Below are 17,830 nucleotides of genomic sequence, written 5' to 3'. Positions count from 1 at the left end.
AAACCAGGCCTCAACCCGGCAGGTCGGCACCACCGGCCCGCCGGGTCTTGAGCCTGTCTGTCAGAAATAGGCCATCGCGTAAGTCATCGCCCCCACCAGGCTGCAGAAGATCAGGCTGTGCTTGAGGGTAAAGCGGAACAGGTCCGCCTCCTTGCCCACCAAGCCCACCGCCGCGCAGGCCACGGCGATGGATTGCGGCGAAATCATCTTGCCGGTGACGCCGCCAGTGGTGTTGGCCGCCACCAGCAGGATGTCGGACACGCCCAATTGATGCGCGGTGGAAGCCTGCAAGGCCGAGAACAAGGCATTGGACGAGGTGTCGGAGCCGGTCAGGAACACCCCCAGCCATCCAAGGAAAGGCGAGAAGAAAGGAAAAGCCTTTCCGGTATTGGCCAGGCACAGCGCCAGCGTGCTGGACATGCCGGAATAATTGGCGACGAAAGCGAAGGCCAGCACCATGCCGATGGATAAGATGGGCCGCCTCAGTTCGGCCAGGGTTTCACCGAAGGCGGCGACAGCCTGCGCCGGCCGGAAACGCAGCAGCACAATGGACAGCAATGCCGCGACGAAGATAGCGGTGCCCACCGCCGACAGCAGGTCCAGCTTGTACAGCGCCTCGTAAGGCTTGTCCACGGCCACGATCGGCGCGGTCTTGATCACCAGATTGTCCAGATGCGGCACGTGGAACTTCAACACCCAATGCTCCAGCGCGCCCCCCTTGGCGAACAGCGCCTTGAACGGCTTCAGGCTCCACAAGGTCACTAGCGCGGTCAGGATCAGGAACGGCCCCCAAGCGCGGGCGATCCGTCCCAGACTAAAGCCGGAAGCCTGGCGCGGGCTGGGCGCGCGGCGGCCGGCGAAGGTGAAGATCTCGCGCGGCTGCCATACTTTCAGGAACAGCGTCAGGCACACCAGGCTCACCAGCGCCGAAGTGATGTCCGGCAGTTCCGGCCCAATGTAATTGGAGGTGAAATACTGGGTGACGGCGAAAGAGCCCCCCGCCACCAGCACCGCCGGCCAGGTTTGGCGCACACCCTTGAGGCCGTCCATCATCATCACCAGCCAGAACGGCACCAGCACCGACAAGAAGGGCAACTGATGGCCGGCCTTGGCGCCGATGGCGAAAGGGTCCAGCCCGGTCACCTGGCCGGCCACGATAATGGGAATGCCCATCGCGCCGAAAGCCACCGGCGCGGTATTGGCGATCAGACACAGGCCGGCCGCGTACAAGGGATTAAAGCCCAGCCCCACCAGCAACGCGGCGGTAATGGCCACCGGCGCGCCAAAGCCGGCGGCGCCCTCCAGAAAGGCGCCGAAGGAAAAGCCCACCAGCAGCATCTGCAGACGCTGATCCTCGGTCACCGACAACACCGAAGCGCGGATGATGTCGAACTGCCCGGTCTTGACGGTGATCTTGTACAGAAACACCGCGGCGATAATGATCCAGGCGATGGGCCACAGACCGTAGGCGAAGCCGAAACCCGCGGCCGCCAACGCCATGTCCGCCGGCATGCCGTAGAACAGCGTGGCCACCAGCAGCGCCAGCAGCACGGTCAGGCTGCCGGCGACGTGCCCCTTGAGCCGGAACACCGCCAGCGCCAGGAAAAAGAAAATAATCGGCAGTGCCGCCATCAGCGCCGACAGCGCCATGCCGCCGGACGGAAAGTAGTTTTGGGTCCAAACCATGATGTCTCCTCTGTAGTCTCTCCTTCTCCTTGCGCGCACGGGACGCCGCGCGGCGGCGGGCTAGCCGCGGCCGTGTGGACGGAATGCACTCAGGGAAGGATGTTTACGGGCGTTTCAACTCAGAGCCGGCCGTCCTCCCGGACGGCGGCGCCAACGATGCGGCCTTCATAGCGGGCCGCTTTTTGGGGTGGTGCAAAAATCCAGCAGCGCCTCGATGCCGCGGTACTCGAAGCCGGCGTGTTCGCTCAGGCCGATCTGACAGGTGCGGCTCATCGACACGCCGTGGCGGCAGCCGGGGGGCAAGGCCGGCGGCAAGCGCCGCAAGCTGTGCGCGTTTAGTTCCGGCACGGTGAAGCCCTTGTCTCCGGCAAAGCCGCAACAGGCGATGTCCGGCACCGTCAGCCGCTCGGTGCAGAGGCCGGCCAGCCGCGTGAGCGCCTCCGCCGCGCCCATCTCGGCGGCGCTGCAGGGAATGTGCAGCGCCAACTGCTCCAGCTTGCGCGTCACCGCCAACCGCGGCGCGACGAAAGCCTCCAGAAATCGGGCCGCGTCGAACAGCCGAAGCCTGGCGTCCAGCCGGCCTTGACGCTGGGCGGACAGGATGCGCGCCGCGCACGGCCCGTTGTCCAGATACACCGGATGCCGGCCGTCTTCGCTGGCCGTCAGCAGCGCCCGGTTCAAGGCGTTCTGGCTGATGTCCAGCGCCTCGGCGGCATTGGACGAGGCGAAAGGCTGGCCGCAGCACAGGCCGTCGTGGCCGGGCGAATAGCGGGGGTTGAAGCCGGCGCGGCGCAACAGCGCCAAGGTGGGCGCGGCCGCGTTGCCGCCGGCGGCGTCGACGGCCAGCGTTCGGTTGACGCAGCTGAGAAAGAGCACCACCGGCTCGCCGTCGCCGCCAACGGCGGCGGGCAGACGGCCGGCCGGACGCGGCAGGTGCGCCGGAATCAGGGGAATCACCTTATGACGGCGGCGCAGCCGCTGGCTGATGCGATGCAGCCGCTCCGGACCGAATAGATGCGCCAGCCTCAGGCCGGCGCGAACGGCGGCGGCGGCGCCGCCGATGTGGCGGGCTGCAAAGCGGGCGGCGCGGGGCCGCGGCGACGGGCCTTGCAGCCGCTTCATCAGTTCGCCGGTATTGATGCCCACCGGGCAGCGCGTGGCGCACATGCCGGTGGCGGCGCAGGTATCGATGGCGCGGTAGCGGAAATCGGCGCGCAGCGCGGCCAATTCTTCCCCCGCGTCGCCGTCGCGGTTCAACTGCTGGATGCGTCGCCAGGCGACGATGCGCTGGCGCGGGCTCAGCGTCAGCCCATGCGACGGGCAGGCCGCCTCGCAAAAGCCGCACTCGATGCAGCGGTCGACGATGGGATCGGCCGCCGGCAGGGGTTTGAGGTTTTCCAGGTGCAGCCGGTCGTTGTCGGTGATGATCACGCCGGGATTGAGCAGGCCGTCCGGATCGAACAAGGCCTTGATGCGGCGCATGATGTTCCAGGCGGCGTCGCCCCATTCCTGACGCACAAAGGGCGCGACATTACGGCCGGTGCCGTGCTCGGCTTTCAACGAGCCGTCGTATTCGCCGGCCACCAGCGCGCTCACGTCCTGCATGAAGGCGTCGTAGCGCGCCACCTCGCGCTCATTGTCGAAGCTGGGCGCGAACACGAAATGCAGATTGCCGTCCAGCGCGTGGCCGAACAACAGCGCCTCGTGATAGCCGTGGCGGTCGAACAAGGCGGTCAGCCTGGCCACGCCGTCGGCCAGCAGCGGAATCGGAAAAGCCACATCCTCGATCACCACGGTGCTGCCCAGCGGCCGCACCGCGCCCACCGCCGGGAACAAGCCCTTGCGCAAGGCCCAATAGCTGTCGCACACCGCGGCCTCGCGGCTGAAGCCGCTGGACAAGCGCGGCCCGAAACCGGCCAGCAAACCCTCTATCTCCGCGCAATGGCGCTCCAGTTCCGCCTCGGAACCGGCCCGCGCCTCAATCAACAGACAGGCCTCGTCCGGGCCAAACGGCCGCGCCAGAAAATCCGGCAGCCCCGGCTTGCTGTGCAAGGCGCGCAGGCTGCGGCTGTCTATCAGTTCCACCGCCGCCACGCCGTGGGCGTCCGCGGCCGCGCTCAGCGCCGACACCGCGCGGCAACAGGGCTCCAGCGCGTCGAATAGCAGCAAAGCCGAAGCTTTGTGCGGATGTTCCACCACGCTGTGGAAGGTGATTTCGCTGATAAAGCCCAGCGTGCCCTCGGAGCCGATCAACACATGGCTGAGCATGTCCTCCGGATCGTCGAAATCCAGCAAGGCGTTGATGCCGTAGCCGGTGGTGTTCTTCAGCCGGTATTTGCGGCGCACGCGCTCGGCCAGCGCCTCGTCGGCGCGCAGTTCGGCGGCCAGGCCGGACAAGCCGGCCAGCAGCGCGGCGTGGGACTGGCGAAAAGCCGCCACGCTGGCGGCGTCGCCGGTGTCCAGCACGGCGCCGTCCAACAACAACAAACGCATCGCCGCCAAGGTGTGATAACTGTTGTCGCGGGTGCCGCAACACATGCCGCTGGAGTTGTTGGCGGCGATGCCGCCGATCTTGGCGCTGTTGATCGACGCCGGGTCCGGGCCGATCTTGCGGCCGTAAGGCGCCAGCAAGGCGTTGGCGTGGCTGCCTATCATCGCCGGCCCCAGCCGGATGCGCGCCCCCCCGTCCAGCACCTGGCCGTGGTTGAAGCCGTCGCCCAGCAAGACCAGCACCGAATCGCTGACCGCCTGGCCGGACAAGCTGGTGCCGGCGGCGCGGAAAGTCAGCGCCACCCGGTGGCGGCGCGCCAGCGCGAGGATGGCCGCCACTTCCGACTCGCTGTCGACGCGGGCGACGATTTGCGGCCGCAGCCGGTAGAAACTGGCGTCGGTGCCGTAAGCCAGCGTGGACAGCGGATCGGTATGGATGCGCGCCGCCGGCATGATTTGAAGCAGATCCCGATGGAAAGCCTGATGCGCTGGACTCATGCTCATGGCCGCTCCCCGCCGCCGCGACGCGCTTCGCGTTCGCGCACCAGCTCGTGCAGGGTCTTGGGCGCCGGCGTCAGCGGCGCGTGGTTTTGGGTCCAGCCCAGTTGACCGCCAAGCGCGAGCTTGCGCAGCCGGGTGGCCCCCCAGCCAAACCAGCGGTATAGCCGCGGCGAGGCATGGACCTGCCGCCATCCCTTCCAGGCCAGCCGCTCCGCCGCGCTCGCCGCCGCGCCCTGGCCGCGCAAGGGATGGCTGACCGCCTCGTCGGCCGGACGCTGGCTTTCTTCGCGCAGCCGCATCAGCATCTCGGGAATGGGAATCTTCACCGGGCAGACTTCACCGCAAGCGCCGCACAGGCTGGAAGCCGTGGGCAGGTCTCGGGTGTTTTCCAGGCCCAGCAGGTGCGGCGAAATGATCTCGCCTATCGGCCCCGGGTAAGTGGTGCCGTAAGCGTGGCCGCCGATGCGGGCGTAAACCGGGCAATGGTTCATGCAAGCGCCGCAGCGTATGCATTGCAGAGTCTTGCGCAACTGCGCGTCGGCGTAGGCCTGGCTGCGGCCGTTGTCCAGCAGCACCAGATGCACCCCGCGCGGGCCGTCTTTTTCGCCGGCGCGGCGCGGCCCGCTGATCATATTGAAATAGGTGGTGATGGGCTGGCCGATGGCGGAACGGGTCAGCAGGCTGTACAAGGGCGGCACGTCGGCCAGCTTCTCCACTACTTTCTCAATGCCGGTGATGGCGATGTGCAAGTCCGGCACCGTGGTGCACATGCGGCCGTTGCCTTCGTTCTCCACCAGGCACAAGGTGCCGGTTTCCGCCACCGCGAAATTGACGCCGGACAGGCCCACGTCGGCGTCCAGATAATGCCGGCGCAGCGCGCCGCGGCCTATCTGGATCAACTCGTCCACGTCCTCGGTGTACGGCGTGTCCGGCAACTTGTCGTGGAATAAGCGCGCGATGTCGGCCTTGGTCTTGTGTATCGCCGGCATGATGATGTGGGTGGGCTTTTCCCCGGCCAGCTGCACGATGTACTCGCCCATATCGCTTTCCACCGCGGCGACGCCGCGCGCTTCCAGATAATGGTTGAGTTCAATCTCCTCGCTGACCATGGACTTGCCCTTGACCATCAAGCGGCCGGAACGCGCCTCTACCAGGCCGTGGATGATGCGGTTGGCCTCGTCGGCGGTCTCGGCCCAGTGCACTTGCACGCCGTTGGCGCTCAGCCGCGCCTCCAGTTGCTCCAGCAAGTCCGGCAAGCGCGACAGGCAGCGCTGACGGATGGCCTCGCCCAAGGCGCGCAAGGCGTCCAGCTCCGCCGGGTCGTCAAAGGCCGACAAGCGCTTGGCCATCAGAAAATCCATCGCCCCGCGCAGGCTGTGGCGCAGCTCGCCGTCGGCCAGCGCCGCGCGCGCCTGCTGCTTGAATTGGCGCGATGGATAGAGTTCGATCTTGTGCTCGCTCATGGCCGGGCCTCCTCCTGCTCCAGCTGCGCCGGATCGATGTGCTCGGGCAATTGCGCCAGCACCAGCAGTTCGCGCGGCCCATGCGCGCCGTAGGCCAGCGTCAGTTGGATGTCCGCGGTCTTGGACGGCCCGGAAATCAGCAAGGCGTTGGTGGGCATGCCGTCCTGCCAGTTTTCAACGCGCATCGCGCTGTAGAAGTCAGGGTAGAGCGTGGCGGTGTCGAACAAGACAATGTGCAGCGGCGGCACCAGGCTCATCGTCCGCGGCTCCTGCGCGTCCGGCCACAGCACCAGGGTGCCGGTGGCGGCGATGCCGCAACGCGCCGTGGTGAACGCGGCCTCGATCTCGAATAATTCGGCCTTCCAGCCATCCACCTCGCGGTCGAAGAAACGTAAAGCCGGCGGCGTCGGCAAGTGTTGCAGCGCCGCCTCGGCGCGGCGGCCGTGCGCGGTGTCGGACAGCAGCAAGGACGCCGGACGCCGCTGCGCGATCCATACCGCCAAGCGGGTGTGCCAATCGTCGGCGCGCACCCACAACACTTCGGTCTTCACCGCCCGCATCGCCTGCGCCCAGCCCCGCAAAGCGGCCAGGCTGTGCTGCGGCGGCGCAAAGCGCCGGAAATGCGCGTCCAGCTCCGGCCGCGGCAGTTCTTGGCGCGGCGCGGCGCGCAGCTTGGCCAGGATGGCGTCGCGGGCGCTCATGCCTTGCCTCCCACGCGCTCCAGCAGAAAACTGGCCAGGTGCCGGCCTTGAAACGCCCTGCCCTCCTTGGCCAGTTTGCCGTTGATATTGAGCAGGCAGCCGCCGTCCGCGGTGATGAACTCCGCCGCGCCGCTGTCCTGCAAGGCGGCGGCCTTGTCCGCCACCATCGCCCCGGCGATATCCGGGTGCTTGATCGAAAACGTGCCGCCAAAACCACAGCACTCGGACTCATGGTCGTGCGTCACCCTCTCGACATTGGCCAGACGTTCCAGCAAGGCCCAACAGGACAGGTGCACATTCATCTCGCGGCGGGCGGAACAGGAAGTATGCACCGCCACCTTCACCTTCGGCCCCAGATCCTCAGGCCGCCAGTCCAGGCGGTTGAGCAGGAAGTCGCTGAACTCCACCACCCGCGCGGCCACCGCGCAGGCCCGCGCCTCGTCCGGCTGGCCGGCGAACAGCTTGGGCCAATGGTGCTTGATCATGCCGCCGCAGGAGCCGGAGGGCACCACGATGGGCCAATCCTCGGCAAAGCAATCCAGCTGCGCCCTCGCCACCGCCAGCGCTTCCGCCGGGTGGCCGCTGGTATAAGCCGGCTGGCCGCAACAGCTTTGCCGCTGAGGAAAGTGCACCCGCAAGCCCAGCCCTTCCAGCAGGGCGATGGCGTCCACGCCGGCCTGCGGCAAAAACAGGTCGAGCAGACAGGTGCCAAACAGATAGACGTTGGCAGGCTTCATCCGATTTCCTTTGTAAATTGGTAATACCAATTATTTTTATTAAAATAACTCTAGAGTGATTGCTTGACTCCGTCAATATGACGATAGCGGATTCCCCATTCGGCTGTGGTAAGCTGCACTCACTCTGGTCTGACCACTTTCGCTGAACGAACAAGCCCGGCGCCATGGCCTATCCCAAACTGAACATCCCCAAACTCTCCGACGTCATCGTCGAACAACTGGAAAAACGCATCCTGGACGGCGTGCTCAAGCCGGGGGACCGCCTGCCGCCGGAACGGCAGCTGGCCGAGGAGTTCGGCGTGTCCCGCCCCTCGCTTCGCGAAGCGATACAGCAACTGGCGTCACGCGGCCTGCTCAGCAGCCGCCAGGGTGGCGGCACCTGGGTGACGGACCGGTTGGAAACCGCGTTTTCAGACCCTTGGGAAAAACTGCTGAACCAACATCAGGATTTGCACGGCGATTTGCTGGAATTCCGTCGGGTGCTGGAAGGCGCGGCGGCGCGCGGCGCGGCCAGCCGGGCCACGCCGGCGGACTTGCTGAGGCTGGAGCATTGCGTGAGCCAATTGCAGGACGCTTACGACGGAGGAGACCTGACTCAACAGGCCCAGGCCGACGTGCGCTTTCACCAAGCCGTGGCGGAAGCCTCGCACAATGTGCTGTTCGCGCATTTGAGCGGCAGCCTGCTTGCCATGCTGCACCGGCACGTCAAGGACAATATCGCGGATCTGTTCGCCGTGGGGGAGGTGGCGGACGCCTTGCGCGCGCAGCATCTGGCCATCTGGGAAGCCATCCGCGACAAACAGCCGGACGCCGCGCAGCAAGCGGTGGAACAACATCTGGACTTTGTCGCCACCACGCTGCAAAGCCGGCGGCGGCAAGCGGAACGCGATGCGCGGGCGCGCATGCGTTTGGAGCATCTGGACCCTTAGCGCCAGGGCAAAATCTGCCGCGCTTAGAGCGGCTAACAATAGTCCTGATGCTGCGTTGCGCCGACTTGCCGTACTCAAGTACTGCCTGCGTCGGCGCACCTTGCCTCAGCCGTAAAACGGATTTTTGTTAGCCGCTCTTAGCACCTGTTCATGGTCTGCTGCGCGGCGGCGGGATGGATGGATAAAGGGGGTTGAAACCGGCTTCGAAATGCTCATGCGCCACTTGACCATTCCGCGTTCTCAGCCGTTTTCACCTTGTCTCGCCGCAGCTGGCGAAACGCTGAACCGGCGCATGAGCCCGCCGGCGGGCGCCGGCATAGGCTCAGTGCGACAACGGCCGGCTCTCCGCCTTGCTAGACCTGCAACTTCTTCTGACTCTTAATCACAAAGCGCTCCCGGCTCTCCCCCCTCGCTTCAGCCTCCACCAACCACACTGGCGGCCGGCCTCGTCCGGACCATGTCTGGTGCGGCATCGCCGGGTTCTGGTACTTTGGCGTTACGCCGTTCTTGGCGTAGAGCTTGGGCAGAATCAAGCCGTAAGCCATCGCTAGCCGCTCAATTTCCTCTATCCCTTTTTGTTGGCGCAGTTGAATGCGGTCGGTAAGCGTATTCAACAGAAAAACCGCCGCGTCCTTCAGCGCCTGGTCCGAGCAGGAATCCAGCAACTCCTCGTTGATCAACACTTTTTTATGCATACACGCCTCCTAAAGCTTTGCCGGATTTTCGTTTCTGTTCCAAACGCCGGCCAACCGTTGTCGCTCAATTCTCATGTCTATGCCATCCATCATTAGCTGTCGATTTGCCCCAGGTTTTCATATCGTCCGGTATTAACGCTTTACGCTAATGCGGCACACAAATTGTTTTTCTTTAAATATTCTATCGCCAGCACCCCAATGGCTTGGAATAGGAAAAAACTGATTTTTCCTAGGAAATGACGCCTTTGCCGCTCGCGGGCATAGCATCGTCAGCGCGCGCGCCGCCCCCATCCAAACCCATGGCACGAAAGACCGGCCCCCTCCCTCCTTTGACTTCTTTCACAGCCCACCGCCGTCTGGGAAAATATTTTTAGAAAAGCCTTGCGCAGCCTGAAAAGCCTAGGTATAGTTCGCTTCCTGTCGAGACCGACCGGGCGAATAGCCGGGAAGGAACAAGGCAATACGTGGGGGTATAGCTCAGCTGGGAGAGCGCTTGCATGGCATGCAAGAGGTCAGCGGTTCGATCCCGCTTATCTCCACCACAATTCAGTCCCCATCGTCTAGAGGCCTAGGACATCGCCCTTTCACGGCGGTAACCGGGGTTCGAATCCCCGTGGGGACGCCAGCAATACCGGGGGTATAGCTCAGCTGGGAGAGCGCTTGCATGGCATGCAAGAGGTCAGCGGTTCGATCCCGCTTATCTCCACCAAATATAAAAGCCGAAATCAACCGATTTCGGCTTTTATTCTTTCCGGCGGAAAATACTATTCAGCCGCCATCCTGAACTCGTTTTTCCCCGCTCGCTTGGCCTCGTACATCGCCCTGTCGGCCGCATGCAGCAAACCACCCAGATCGCCGCCGTTTTCCGGAAAAAACGCCACGCCAATGCTGGCCGACACCGAGCATTCGCCGCCATCCAGAGCCACCGGCTGCGCCAATACCGACAACAACCGCCTCACCATGACGCCGCACGCCTCCTCTCGATCCAGACCGGGCGCCACCACCAGAAACTCATCCCCACCCAGCCTCACCACCAAATCCTCCCCGCGCACATGCTGCCGCAGACGCTCGGCCATCGCCACCAGCAGCGCGTCGCCCGCCTCGTGCCCCCAGCCGTCGTTCACCGCCTTGAAACCATCCAGATCGATAAACAGCAACGCAATGCATTCATTACGGCGCTTGGCTCTGATGATCTCCTTCTCCAGCTCCACCTGTAGAAAGTGGCGATTGCCCAGGCCAGTCAACTGATCGTGATAGGCCAGAAAGTGAATATGCGCCTCCGCCGCGCGGATCGCCGAAATATCGGAGATCGCCAGCACATAGTGGCTCACCCTTCCCTCAACGTCCCTCACCACCGACGCATGCTGCCAACAGGGAAAGACCTCATTCCGGCGACGGCACATCACCTCGCCCTGCCAAAAATACCTCTCGCCTTCCAAACGGCGGTAAAAAGCCTCTCCGTGCGGCTCCACATGCAGGCAGACGTCCGGATCCTCCCCCAAGGCCTCCTCCGCGCTCAAATCCGTCAAACGGTAAAAGGACTCGTTCGCAGACACAATGCGGCGCGCGTGGTCCAACACCAGAATGCCTTCCGCGCTGGCCTGGAACACCACACTGGCCTGCCTCAGCCTGACTTCGCTCAGATACGCCTCAGTCACGTCCCGCGCCACGCCCACCCAACGCGCCGACTCTCCCTCCGCGGCAAAGTTGCGCCCGCACAACTCAACCCACCTCACCGCGCCATCCGCGTTGATTTTCACCGTTTTCTGCAAGGCCCGCCCCGACCCCAGATCCCGAGCCAGTTCGGCGGCCTCGGCCTCCGCCATGCCCAACAGAGCGGGCCGTCCGTTCTTCGCGACGGAGAATGGAAACGCGTCCAGAAACTCCTCCGCCCACACCATCTCGCCGCGCCGGCCACCCCATTCCCACACCCCCAAACGGGCCGCCTCCACCGCCATGCGCAAACGACGACGCTGCCGCTGCTCCTCCACCTCCGCCCTGCGCCGCGCCAACCCCATACGCACCGAGGCATTCAGTTCGCGCAACTGATAAGGCTTCAGCAAATAGCCGTACGGCGCGCTGACTTCCGCGTTGCGCAGCATATCGTCCTCGGCGTAAGCCGTCAGAAAGATGGATGGAATCTGAAAGCGCTCGCGTATCACGCGCGCCGCCTCGGTTCCCGGCACATCGCCGTCCAGGTGAATATCCATCAACACCAGATCCGGCTGATCCGCCTCCGCCCGTCGCACCGCGTCATCCGCATTGGCGCACACGCCCAGCACCCGGTACCCCAAAGACTCCAGGCTGGTCTGCAAGTCCAGCGCCACCACTCCTTCGTCCTCTACAATCAACAAACCGTTGCCCATATTCATTCCGCGTTCTCCGACTCGTCGCTGAACACGATTTCCACACAAGCACCGCCCGCCTCGGGCCGCAATAGCCTGGCCACGCCTTTCAACTGCCCCACCAAAGTGGGAATCAGGCGAAAACCCAGCGAACTCACCTCCCCCAGCTTCACTGACTCGGGAATGCCAACCCCGTCGTCCGAGACCAGAATCCGGCAACGCCCATCTTCTTCCCGCTCCAGCGCCACCTCCACCGTGCCGCGCCCACCGGGAAAAGCGTGCTTGAGCGCATTGGTCACCAACTCGTTCACCAGCAGACCACAGGGAATCGCCCGCTGCATACCCAGGTGCACCACGGCGTCCATGCCGCGACATCGCAAGCGCACCCCGGCATCCGATATGCTGCCGCCCAGCAACTGGGTCAACCTCTCCAGATAAACACCCACGTGGATACGAGAAAAATCGCCGTACTCGTACAGCAATTGATGGATCAACGCCATTGCGCGCACATGATTCTGACACTCGGTCAGCACCGCCACCGCCTCCGGCGGCGCCGAGCGCGTTTGCAGATTGAGCAGACTGGAAATGACTTGCAGATTGTTCTTGACCCGGTGGTGCACCTCGTTGAGCAGCGCGGTCTTCTCCTTCAGCGCCCGCTCCAGACTGGCCTGCGCCGCCTTGCGGGCGCTGATGTCGGTAATGGTGGCCAACACCTGCAACTCCCCGCCGTCGCGCACCGGGGTCAGACCGATTTCCGCCGGGAATTCGCCTCCATCGCGCCGCAGCCCGAAAATCTCCTGCTGGCGCGCCATCTCTCGCGCCTCCGGACGGCTCATGTAATTCTCGATCAGCCGCCCATGGCCATCGCGATACCGCACCGGCACCAGACTGGAAATCATGAGACCCTCCATGCCGACCCCCAGATAATCGAACATCGCCTCCGCCCGATGATTGGCCATCAAGATGCGCCCGCTCTGATTTATCATCACCAGCCCGTCCAAGGCGGAGTCCACCACCATGCGCAAGCGGGCCTCGCCCTCGCCGCGCAGACGCTCGGCACGCCGCTCCGCCGCCACATCCCGAACCACGGCCACCACCCCCACCACCTCGCCCGTCGATTCGCGATACGGCAAATAGCTGACCTGCCACTCCCTCAGCACCTCTCCGTCGTCCAGCCCCACCTTGGAGTTGACGCAGAAATCGAGCACCGGCTCTCCGCTCTCAATCACCCGCCTCAGCAACGATTCCAAATATTCGCCGATCCGCGGCAACATTTCCGCCACGCGTCGCCCCAAATGAGCAGAACGCGGCAAGCCATTGGCTTCCGCCAAACGCTGGTTGAGCAGCCGATAGCGCATCTGGCCGTCAATCAGCGCCAGCCCCACCGGGACGGCCTCCAGCACATCGGACAATAGCCGTTCCGCGTCATCCAGCACACCGTCGTCACTCACCAAAGATTCCGTCACCCAGCCTCCTCGCGCCGCGCCGCTCAACGCCCCGCACAACCCCAAATAGCCGCATTCAAGCGGCCAGCAAGACAGTCAAGCCGCCATTAGCTTGTGTTATATGACGTATGGAATGGGAAGCAAACTGTTAAAATTGCTTAGCGCAATCAATCGGGGAACCCGCCGGAGCGGCGAGAAACAGAGAAAAGGCCGCGACGAACGCGCGGAAATGGAAAAAGGCCACGCAATGCGTGGCCTTTGAATTTTGGCTCCCCGAGCAGGGCTCGAACCTGCGACCTGCGGATTAACAGTCCGTCGCTCTACCAACTGAGCTATCAGGGAACATCTCTTGCGAGAGAGGGGTATATTAACCAAGCACCAAGGCAGCGTCAATACCCGGAGCGCAAAATGCCTGCGCCCCGGATCTCAAACCGCGCTCAAGGATTGCGGGTTTCCACCTGCACCAGCTCCGCCGGAGCAACCTCTTGCTGAGCCTGACGAGTCACGTCGCGACGACGCGGCCCAGCCGGCACCACCGGCTCTTGCACAGCGGGCGCCTCGACCACCGACTTGGTGGACACCATCACCAAGCCGCCCAGGCTTACCGGTTCAGACGCGGCCACGGCGCGGGTTTCAATCACCACCGGCACCTCGACTTCCGGCTCCGCCTGCTCCGGCTCGCTTTGCGCGGCCAGGGCAACCGGTTCCGGCGCAAGCGTCGGCTCCGCCGCGGCAAACGCTTCGACAGCCTCCACCACAACAGCCACTTCAACCGGAGCCGTCTCAACAACCGGAGCAGCCTCAGCCGCCGCGGCCGCTTCAACTACCGGCAATTCCGGTTCAGCCGCCGCAGCGGACTCAAGCACGGGGGCCGCAGCCACTGCTTCGAACGCTTCCCGCACCGGCTGCGCCGTTTCGACAACAACGGGCTCAACCACCGGCTCAAGCACAGGGGCTTCAGGCGCCGCGGCCGGAACCGTTTCCGCCACCGCGTCCACGGCGACTTCCGCCGCTACCGCGCCGACAACAACTGCGGCCACTGCCGCAACCGGCGCAGCTTCCGCCGCCGGCAGAGCAGCACCCTCTTCCTGCGGCGCAGCGGACGGATCGTCGCGACGACGATCACGACGACTGCGACGGCGGCGACGCTCATTGCGCTCCTGCTGCTCGGCGTCGCCCTCGGCGCGAACCTCGTCGGCCGCCGGCTTGTTCAGCTCCAAAGCCTGCTCTTCCGCCTGCGGCACCTGACGACGGCGCGGCTCCTGCTGCGGACGCTCCTGCTTTTCCAACTTCTCAGGACGCTCTTGCGGCGCTTCTTCGCGCGCCGGCTGCTGACGCTGCGCGTCCTTCAGTTCGCGGGGCTCGCGGCTTTCACGACCACCTTCGCGGCCGTTTTCGCGCTCGCGGCGGCGACTGTTGCGCGGCTGCTCGCCGCGCTCCTGGCGCTCTTCGCGTTGCGGCTGCTCCTTGCGCTCCGGACGCTCCTGACGCTCGCCGTCCTGACGCTCGCCGCGTTCGGTGCGCTCCGGACGACGCGGCTTGGCCTCGTCGGCGCCCTGACGGCGCTGCTCGTGTTCACGACGCGCCTGGCCACCCGGGCGGCGTTCGGCGTTACGCTGGCGGTTGCCGCGCTGCTGCGGCTGCGCCACCGGCTTTTTCTTCTCGGCCGGTTGAGCGGCCGCTTCCGGCTCGGCGAACAGGCTCTTGACCCAAGCGCCCAACTTGCCGAACAGGCCAGGCTCAGGCTCAGCCACCTTGGCCGCTACCGACGGCGCCGGCTGTTGCGGGGTAATGCCTTTGACCGCGGCTTCCTGGCGCTCCAGCTTCGGCTTTTCAAGGCCGAAGTTGGTGATCACGTCTTCTTCCTGCACCTCCACCCGCTTGTAGCTCGGCGCTTCGCCGGCTTCGGCCACATCGTCGTGGCGCACGCGCACGATCTTGTAATGCGGGGTTTCCAGATGAATGTTCGGGATCAGCACCACGTCCACGTCCAGACGCTCTTCGATCGAATGGATTTCGGAACGCTTTTCGTTGAGCAAGAAGGTGGCCACGTCCACCGGCACCTGCGCGTGAACCGCGCCGGTGTTCTCCTTCATCGCCTCTTCCTGGATGATGCGCAGGATGTGCAGAGCGGAGGACTCGGTGCCGCGGATGAAGCCGATGCCGTGGCAGCGCGGGCAGGTTTCATGGCTGGTTTCGCCCAGGCTGGGCTGCAGACGCTGACGCGAGAGCTCCAGCAGGCCAAAGCGGGACAGCTTGCCCATCTGGACGCGAGCGCGGTCATGCTTCAGCACGTCGCGCAAACGGTTTTCCACGTCGCGCTGGTTCTTGGCGCTTTCCATATCGATGAAGTCGATCACCACCAGGCCGCCCAGGTCGCGCAAGCGCAGCTGGCGGGCGATTTCCTCGGCCGCCTCCAGGTTGGTCTTGACCGCGGTGTCTTCGATGTCGGCGCCCTTGGTGGCGCGCGCGGAGTTGACGTCGATGGACACCAGCGCTTCGGTGTGATCGATCACGATGGCGCCGCCGGACGGCAGCTGCACGCTGCGCGAAAAGGCGGTTTCGATCTGGTGCTCGATCTGGAAACGGGAGAACAGCGGCACATGATCCTTGTACAGCTTCACACGCGACAGCATGTTGGGCATCACATGGCTCATGAACTGACGGGCCTGATCGTAGATTTCCTCGGTGTCGATCAGCACTTCGCCGATGTCCGGATGGAAATAGTCGCGGATCGCGCGGATCACCAGGCTGCCTTCCTGCAGAATCAGGAACGGCCCGTTCTGAGCGCCGGCCGCGCCTTCAATCGCGCGCCACAGCTGCATCAGGTAACCCAGGTCCCACTGCAGTTCTTCCAGGTTGCGGCCAATGCCGGCGGTGCGGGCGATCAGGCTCATGCCGTGCGGCACTTCCAGCTGCGACAGCAGGTCCTTCAGTTCCTGACGCTCCTCGCCCTCGATGCGGCGCGATACGCCGCCGCCGCGCGGGTTGTTGGGCATCAGCACCAGGTAACGGCCAGCCAGGCTGATATAGGTGGTCAGCGCCGCGCCCTTGTTGCCGCGTTCGTCCTTCTCCACCTGCACGATGACTTCCATGCCTTCGCGCAGCACGTCCTGAATGCGCGGACGGCCGCCGTCATAGCCCTGGAAATAGGAACGGGACACCTCTTTGAACGGCAGGAAGCCGTGGCGTTCGGTGCCGTAATCGACAAAACAAGCCTCAAGGGAGGGCTCGATACGGGTAATCACACCCTTATAGATATTCCCCTTGCGCTGCTCTTTGCCTACAGTCTCGATATCGAGGTCGACGAGCTTCTGCCCGTCGACAATGGCAACGCGCAGCTCTTCAGCCTGCGTTGCGTTGAACAACATGCGTTTCATTTACATTCCTTGCGCGGCACTCACGCAAGGGATGCAGCCAGTATTTGACGGCCCAGTGACTATTGATGGGCGCTTTCCGAAAGAAGTGTCGATGTAAAGATCGAAAAAAACAGTTTTGACAAGCCTACTTCCTGAAAATCGATCACACGCAGACCTGACTCATGTGCGCAATTGGCGCTCCGGGATCGCCGGCCTGCCTCAAAAGGCAGGACATACAGTGCAGGGGGGCTAGCATGCCGGGTCAAACTTCGCTGCAAAATTTCCTGACTGGCTTAGCATCAGGAAATGGAATACTCGTGAGTGCGTTATGCGTACAAATGCATTACCATCGCTGCTTTTCGGTGAGCGAGTTAACCTTGGCTGCAAACGTCGCGAGCGGCATCAGGTCAGGGTCTGTAAACCCCTGCCGGCCGTCTCTAACCTCTTGCAGCAGCGCCACGCAACATGCCGTGACCTTGGCTTGACATTTCGCCGTCATCTTGGTGCAACACACCTTGGGACAGCGCCAGAAGTATAAGCAATATGACAGACATTCGCAAAGATTCCGTCTCCTTCGTCCAAGTGGACGACGGCGACGCCGGCCAACGCATCGACAACTATCTGGTGCGTTTGCTCAAGGGCGTGCCCAAAAGCCATATCTACCGCATCCTGCGCTCCGGCGAGGTGAGGGTGAACAAGGGCCGCATCGACGCCGCCTACCGCGTGCAGGCCGGCGACGAGTTGCGCATTCCGCCCATCCGCGTGGCCGAACGCGCGGAAAAGAACGTGCCGGCCGCCACCTTTCCGGTGGTCTACGAAGACAACGCGCTGCTGGTGATAGACAAACCGGCCGGCGTGGCGGTGCACGGCGGCAGCGGCGTGTCGTTCGGCGTGATCGAGCAGCTGCGCCAGGCCCACCCGGACTGGCGCTACCTGGAGCTGGTGCACCGGCTGGACCGCGAAACTTCCGGCCTCTTGATGCTGGCCAAAAAGCGCTCCGCGCTGACCAAGCTGCACGACATGATGCGCGCCAATGTGCCGGACAAACGCTACCTGGCGCTGGGCATAGGCCAGTGGCCGGAGGACGCCCGCCAGGTCAAGCTGCCGCTGTTCAAGTTCCACACTCCGGACGGCGAACGCCGCGTGAGGGTCAGCGACGCCGAAAACGGCCAGTACGCGCACACTAATTTCGCGATCAAGGAACGCTTTGCGGAATTCACGCTGGTGGAAGCGCACCTGCGCACCGGCCGCACCCACCAGATCCGCGTGCACATGCAGGCCAACGGCTGCGCGATCGCCGGCGACGAGAAATACGGCGACTTCGCGCTCAACAAGGAACTGGCCAAGCGCGGCATGAAACGCATGTTCCTGCACGCGCGCAGCCTGTCCCTGCCCCACCCGCTGACCGGCGAACCCTTGAAACTGGAAGCGCCGCTGCCGCCGGAACTGGAGCGCTTCCTGAAAATCTTGAGGTCATGA

At 64.1% G+C, this 17,830-nt stretch carries 11 protein-coding genes and 4 tRNA genes; 5 read left to right on the top strand and 10 right to left on the bottom strand.

What is annotated here, in order from left to right; genetic code table 11:
- Positions 1–60: 60 nt before the first annotated feature.
- The 5 genes from DXT74_RS10810 to DXT74_RS10790 form a co-directional block, all read right to left on the bottom strand.
- Positions 61–1,689: a lactate permease LctP family transporter gene (locus DXT74_RS10810; RefSeq protein WP_107733068.1), complete on the bottom strand. Its 1,629-nt coding sequence runs from the start codon at positions 1,687–1,689 to the stop codon at positions 61–63.
- Between the two features lie 162 nt (positions 1,690–1,851).
- Positions 1,852–4,680, bottom strand: a complete 2,829-nt coding sequence (locus tag DXT74_RS10805; RefSeq protein WP_194427920.1) for an FAD-binding and (Fe-S)-binding domain-containing protein — start codon at positions 4,678–4,680, stop codon at positions 1,852–1,854.
- On the bottom strand, positions 4,677–6,140 hold the full coding sequence (locus tag DXT74_RS10800; protein WP_194427919.1) for a LutB/LldF family L-lactate oxidation iron-sulfur protein: 1,464 nt from the start codon (positions 6,138–6,140) through the stop codon (positions 4,677–4,679). Before DXT74_RS10800 ends, DXT74_RS10805 begins: the two co-directional genes overlap by 4 nt.
- A complete protein-coding gene (locus DXT74_RS10795) occupies positions 6,137–6,841 on the bottom strand; it encodes a lactate utilization protein (protein ID WP_019101513.1) in 705 nt (234 codons plus the stop codon). Before DXT74_RS10795 ends, DXT74_RS10800 begins: the two co-directional genes overlap by 4 nt.
- A complete protein-coding gene (locus DXT74_RS10790) occupies positions 6,838–7,578 on the bottom strand; it encodes a (Fe-S)-binding protein (RefSeq protein WP_194427918.1) in 741 nt (246 codons plus the stop codon). The genes DXT74_RS10795 and DXT74_RS10790 overlap by 4 nt, the downstream gene beginning before the upstream one ends.
- A 164-nt stretch (positions 7,579–7,742) precedes the next feature.
- Between DXT74_RS10790 and DXT74_RS10785 the strand changes: the two genes are divergently transcribed.
- Entirely contained in the window at positions 7,743–8,507 is a 765-nt protein-coding gene (locus DXT74_RS10785) for an FCD domain-containing protein (protein WP_194427917.1), read from the top strand.
- Positions 8,508–8,860: 353 nt separating this feature from the next.
- Here the strand turns inward: DXT74_RS10785 and DXT74_RS10780 are convergent, their stop codons facing one another.
- The gene (locus DXT74_RS10780) at positions 8,861–9,202 is read right to left on the bottom strand and encodes an H-NS family nucleoid-associated regulatory protein (RefSeq protein WP_081555299.1); all 342 of its coding nucleotides are present in this window, start codon (positions 9,200–9,202) and stop codon (positions 8,861–8,863) included.
- Positions 9,203–9,668: 466 nt separating this feature from the next.
- On the opposite strand from DXT74_RS10780, the gene DXT74_RS10775 reads away from it, so the two are divergent.
- From DXT74_RS10775 to DXT74_RS10765, 3 genes are all read left to right on the top strand, one after another.
- Positions 9,669–9,744: transfer RNA gene (locus DXT74_RS10775), tRNA-Ala, on the top strand.
- A 7-nt stretch (positions 9,745–9,751) separates the two neighbouring features.
- Positions 9,752–9,827 (top strand) — tRNA-Glu (locus DXT74_RS10770).
- An 8-nt stretch (positions 9,828–9,835) separates the two neighbouring features.
- Positions 9,836–9,911, top strand: a tRNA-Ala gene (locus DXT74_RS10765).
- A 55-nt stretch (positions 9,912–9,966) separates the two neighbouring features.
- Here the strand turns inward: DXT74_RS10765 and DXT74_RS10760 are convergent.
- The 4 genes from DXT74_RS10760 to DXT74_RS10745 all read right to left on the bottom strand — a co-directional run bounded on the left by DXT74_RS10760 (position 9,967) and on the right by DXT74_RS10745 (position 16,372).
- A complete protein-coding gene (locus DXT74_RS10760) occupies positions 9,967–11,574 on the bottom strand; it encodes a diguanylate cyclase domain-containing protein (protein ID WP_194427916.1) in 1,608 nt (535 codons plus the stop codon).
- Positions 11,571–12,998 carry a sensor histidine kinase gene (locus DXT74_RS10755; protein ID WP_194427915.1) on the bottom strand — a complete coding sequence of 476 codons (1,428 nt, stop codon included), beginning with the start codon at positions 12,996–12,998 and terminating at the stop codon, positions 11,571–11,573. Before DXT74_RS10755 ends, DXT74_RS10760 begins: the two co-directional genes overlap by 4 nt.
- Positions 12,999–13,258: 260 nt before the next feature.
- A tRNA-Asn gene (locus DXT74_RS10750) sits at positions 13,259–13,334 on the bottom strand.
- A gap of 95 nt (positions 13,335–13,429) precedes the next feature.
- Entirely contained in the window at positions 13,430–16,372 is a 2,943-nt protein-coding gene (locus tag DXT74_RS10745; protein WP_194427914.1) for an Rne/Rng family ribonuclease, read from the bottom strand.
- Between the two features lie 522 nt (positions 16,373–16,894).
- Between DXT74_RS10745 and DXT74_RS10740 the strand changes: the two genes are divergently transcribed.
- Positions 16,895–17,830 (top strand): RluA family pseudouridine synthase, encoded by a 936-nt coding sequence (locus tag DXT74_RS10740; RefSeq protein WP_194427913.1) that lies wholly within the window; start codon positions 16,895–16,897, stop codon positions 17,828–17,830.

The sequence above is a fragment of the Chromobacterium sp. Rain0013 genome (assembly GCF_015291765.1).
Lineage (GTDB): Bacteria > Pseudomonadota > Gammaproteobacteria > Burkholderiales > Chromobacteriaceae > Chromobacterium > Chromobacterium haemolyticum.
This window is presented reverse-complemented; position numbering and strand designations above follow the sequence as displayed.